The organism is Corynebacterium provencense, from assembly GCA_900049755.1.
Taxonomy (GTDB): domain Bacteria; phylum Actinomycetota; class Actinomycetes; order Mycobacteriales; family Mycobacteriaceae; genus Corynebacterium; species Corynebacterium neomassiliense.
Genome location: LT160609.1, coordinates 1 through 4,127, shown reverse-complemented (window position 1 = coordinate 4,127; position 4,127 = coordinate 1). Strand labels below are relative to the sequence as shown.

Sequence of the window (4,127 nt, the reverse complement as noted above, 5' to 3'; positions counted from 1 at the left end):
AGGTCCTGTCTCTTAGACCAATCGAGATGTGTATAAGAAACGGCCGCCGCACCGTCACCGGGGACGACGGGCGTCCCCGCATCACCCCTGCCACCGGCCGACCGCTGGTCAGCGACATCATCGGCGTCCTCCGTCAGACCGACCCGCTGACGGTGGAGGACGCCAAGGGTACCGTGCACCACATCCCGGCCGCCGACGTCGTGGTCCTCAAGACCCTCCACTCCCGTCCGGTGAGGGCCTCCGACATCCGCGCAGTCGAGGCCGCCACCGCCGCCGCGTTCCCCGGACTGGAACACCGCGACATCGACGGTTGGCTGGCCAGGGCCGGCGACGGGATCACCGAACGGTCGAACTCCGCGGTCCCCCTGGGGCCGGAGACCGGGACCACCCCGGTGCCGCTGGACAGGATCCACGCCTTCTACCGGTCCCACGGGCTGCCGACCCGGCTCCTCCTGCCCGACCGCATCAGCCGTCCCGCCGAACCTCTGCTGGCCCTGCCCGGGGTACAGCGTGGCCCGGAGATCATCGTCATGGCCCGCAGCCTCACCGGGCCCCTGCCCCCCGTCCCTGAACCGTCGGCGGACCTCGAAGGACGCCTGGAACTCCGGATCGACGACCAGCCGGACGACCAGTGGCTGCGTCTCTACCACTTCCGTGGCAGGCCCCTGCCCGAGCACGCCCTCAGACTCCTCGCCGCCAGGCTGGAGGGTTCGCTCGGTTTCGCCCGCCTCAGCGTCGACGGGGAACTCGTCGCCGTGACCCGCGGCACCGTGACCGGGGGCGGGGGTCGCATGTTCCTCGGTTACTCGGCCGTCGAGGTCGCCCCTGCGTGGCGTCGTCGTGGTCTGGCGACCCTGCTGGGGACCGCGATGCTGCACTGGGGGGCACGGCACGGTGCGACGGAGAGTTGCCTGCAGGTCATCGCGAGCAACACCGCCGGGCGTGGCCTCTATCTCAACCTGGGGTTCACCGAGCACCACCGGCACCGGTGCATCGTCATTCCCGATACTGTGTAGGGCATGCCGTCAGCACTGCGTATCGCCACCTGGAACATCAATTCCGCGCGCACCCGGGAGGACCGCGTCCGTGAGTTCCTCGCCCGCTCGGACGTGGACGTCCTGTGCCTCCAGGAGACGAAGTGCACCGACGCGCAGTTCCCGGACTTCTCCGACACCGGCTACCGGCAGGTGCACCACGGTGACGGATCGTTCAACGGTGTCGCACTGCTGTCCCGGGTGGGCGTCAGTGACGTACGCACCGACTTCGGGCAGCCCGGTTTCGACAAGGACCCTGCAGCCCCGCAGGAACCGGAGGCCAGGGCACTCGGTGCGGTGTGCGGCGGGGTGGAGGTGTGGAGCCTCTACGTTCCCAACGGCCGGGAGATCTCCGACCGGCACTACACCTACAAGCTCGACTTCCTCGGGGCCCTGGCGTCCTACGCGGAGAAGACCGAGGGCCCCCTCGTCCTCGCCGGCGACTTCAACATCATCCCCACCGACGACGATGTCTGGGACCCCTCCCTGTTCGTAGGGAAGACCCATGTCACCCCGCGGGAACGTGCCGCCCTGCGGCGGTTGGAGGACGCCGGGCTCACGGAGTCCACCGCCCCGCTGACGGGGACCTACTCCTACTGGGACTACCAGTCCCTGCGGTTCCAGCGGGGACAGGGCATCCGTATCGACCTGCAGTTCTGCCGGGGTATCACACCCTCGGCCGGGGAGGCCCCCGTCACCGACACTGACGAGCGCCGTGGTCGTGGTGCCTCCGACCACGCCCCGGTGACGGTCACCTACACCGTGCCCTCTCTGCCCTCCCTGCCCGCCGAGTCAGCTGTGTCGGGAAGCTGAGCGCGGCATGTGGGACGATCTGCACTCAGCGTGGAGCTTCATCACCCCCGACGGTTTCGGGTTCTCCTTCCTCGGCACACTCGTGACCGAAGGTATGGCGTGGTGGGCGTGGATGCTGGTGGCCCTGGACTACTCCCTGAAGATCATCGCGCTGGGCTATGTGCCGTCCCAGCGCAAACCGACCAGTGCGATGGCGTGGCTGCTCGCCATCTTCCTCATGCCTTTCGTCGGCATCATCCTGTTCATGCTCATCGGTTCGCCGTACATCAACCGGCGCCGGCACCACATCCAGAACCGGGCCAACGAACTGATCCGCACCGTCAGCCGTGACGAACCGGATGTCCCGGAGGGACACACGCTCACCCCGGAGCAGCGCAGCCTCGTGTCCCTGAACCGACGGCTCACCGCCATGCCCGCGACCACCGGAACAGTCGTCGACGTGCACTCGGACTACAACGCCTCGATCAGGCGCATGGCCGAGGCGGTGGACACCGCGGACCACTACGTCAACGTGCAGATCTACATCACCGCCTGGGACAGCACCACCGACGTCTTCTTCCGTGCCCTGGAACGGGCGGTGGACCGCGGCGTCACCGTCAGGCTGATGTTCGACCATGTCGGCAGCTGGAAGTACCCCGGTTACCGGACCCTGGGACGACGGCTCGACGCCATCGGCGTGAGATGGCTGGTCATGCTGCCGCTGCAGCCGTGGCGGTGGAGGTTCCGCCGACCCGACCTGCGCAATCACCGCAAGCTGGTGGTCATCGACGGGCACACCGGCTTCATGGGCAGCCAGAACATGATCGACTCCTCCTACCTGATGAAGGCGAACGTCCGGGAGGGACGTCACTGGATCGACAACATGGTCGAGGTCACCGGGCCGGTGGTCACCATGCTGAACTCAGTCTTCGCCGTGGACTGGTTCACGGAGTGCGGCGAAGAACTCCCGCTGCTCACCCCCTCGGAATCCGCCGAGTGGCTGGACAACGGACCGAAGGGCAACTCCCCGGACGCCGTGCCCGACCCCGGCAGCGACATGCTGCAGATCGTGCCCTCCGGCCCCGGGTTCACCACCGAACCCAACCTCCGGCTGTTCAGTTCGGTGGTCCACCACGCCAAGTCCCACCTGATCCTTGTCAGCCCCTACTTCATCCCTGACGAGTCACTGCTGGAGGCGATCACCACCGCCGCGTACCGGGGTGTGGAGGTCGAGCTCTTCGTCTCGGAGAGAGCCGACCAGAACCTCGTGGAACACGCCCAGTCCTCCTACTACGCCGAACTGCTGTCTGCGGGGATCCGGATCCTGCGCTACCCGTATCCGGCGGTCCTGCACTCCAAGTTCATGATCGCCGACAACGAGGTGGTGTGCACCGGCTCGTCGAACATGGACATGCGCTCTTTCGGACTGAACTACGAGATCACCCTGATGTCGGTGGAGGGGACTCTCCTGCACAGGATGAAGGACCTCGCCGCGGAGTACCGGGAGGCCAGTGTGGAGCTCACCGCCGAGGAATGGGACCGGCGTCCCCGGCTGCGGCGCTACGTCGATAACGTGGCCCGCCTGAGCTCCGCACTACAGTGAGTGTCTTACAATGGCGGATATCCGCTTTTGGCTGTGCAATGAACTGCGAGAAGGAGTCCGCCATGACCAATGAGACCGTCGACGACCTCTACGAGGACTCGCGGGGCTCCATACGCGGACACCGTGCGCCGGAAATTCTGCCCGACGTCGACGTCACCGAGATCGCCTCGGCGGTCTACGACTTCCTCTCCGCCCTGCGCCGGCTCATGGACCGGCCCAACCAGAAACTCTCCATCTCCCAGTCGGAGATCGAGGTCCTCCAGTTCATCTCCCAGCACCCCGGATGCGGTGTCTCCGACATCGCCCGGCTGCGTTTCCTGCGCGCCTCGAATGTCTCGGCGACAGTGCGCCGGCTGATCAACTCCGGACTGGTCCTGCGACGGGCCAATGACCAGGACCGCCGCGCACAGGACCTGTTCCTGTCCGAGGACGGCATCGAGATGCTGAACTCGGTGACGGACGAATGGGCGCTGCTGATCTCCCGTGCAGCGACCAGGATGGACGGCAGGGACCTGGCCAAACTGCGCCGTGGCGTCCCTGCACTGCGCAACCTCTCCGTCGCCGCCGAGGGCCTCATCGAGGACATCCAGCGGCAACGCTGACCGCCACGACCTCCGGAGCACCGGGGGTGACGCCAGGGGCACCGGGGCCCGCCGGTGCGGAACTCCGGGGGCTCAGCCGCGGCGCCGGCCCAGCAC

Annotated in this window: 4 protein-coding genes; all 4 read left to right on the top strand. The window is 67.1% G+C overall.

All coding sequences use genetic code 11. From position 1 onward, the window contains the following. The first annotated feature begins 26 nt into the window (after positions 1–26). The 4 genes from BN3906_RS13855 (at position 27) to BN3906_RS13840 (ending at position 4,031) form a co-directional block, all read left to right on the top strand. A complete protein-coding gene (locus BN3906_RS13855; RefSeq protein ID WP_078057558.1) occupies positions 27–1,016 on the top strand; it encodes an N-acetylglutamate synthase, CG3035 family in 990 nt (329 codons plus the stop codon). Between the two features lie 15 nt (positions 1,017–1,031). Next, positions 1,032–1,847 (top strand): exodeoxyribonuclease III, encoded by an 816-nt coding sequence (locus BN3906_RS13850; protein WP_066590259.1) that lies wholly within the window; start codon positions 1,032–1,034, stop codon positions 1,845–1,847. Positions 1,848–1,854: 7 nt separating this feature from the next. After that, positions 1,855–3,429, top strand: a complete 1,575-nt coding sequence (gene cls, locus BN3906_RS13845) for a cardiolipin synthase (protein ID WP_078057557.1) — start codon at positions 1,855–1,857, stop codon at positions 3,427–3,429. A gap of 62 nt (positions 3,430–3,491) precedes the next feature. Beyond that, on the top strand, positions 3,492–4,031 hold the full coding sequence (locus BN3906_RS13840; protein ID WP_066590255.1) for a MarR family winged helix-turn-helix transcriptional regulator: 540 nt from the start codon (positions 3,492–3,494) through the stop codon (positions 4,029–4,031). Positions 4,032–4,127 lie beyond the last annotated feature (96 nt).

Excerpts from the sequence above, each read along its gene's own strand:
- BN3906_RS13855 (WP_078057558.1), top strand. The coding sequence starts at position 27 with ATGTGTATAAGAAACGGCCGCCGCACCGTCACCGGGGACGACGGGCGT.
- cls (WP_078057557.1), top strand. The coding sequence starts at position 1,855 with ATGTGGGACGATCTGCACTCAGCGTGGAGCTTCATCACCCCCGACGGT.
- BN3906_RS13840 (WP_066590255.1), top strand. The coding sequence starts at position 3,492 with ATGACCAATGAGACCGTCGACGACCTCTACGAGGACTCGCGGGGCTCC.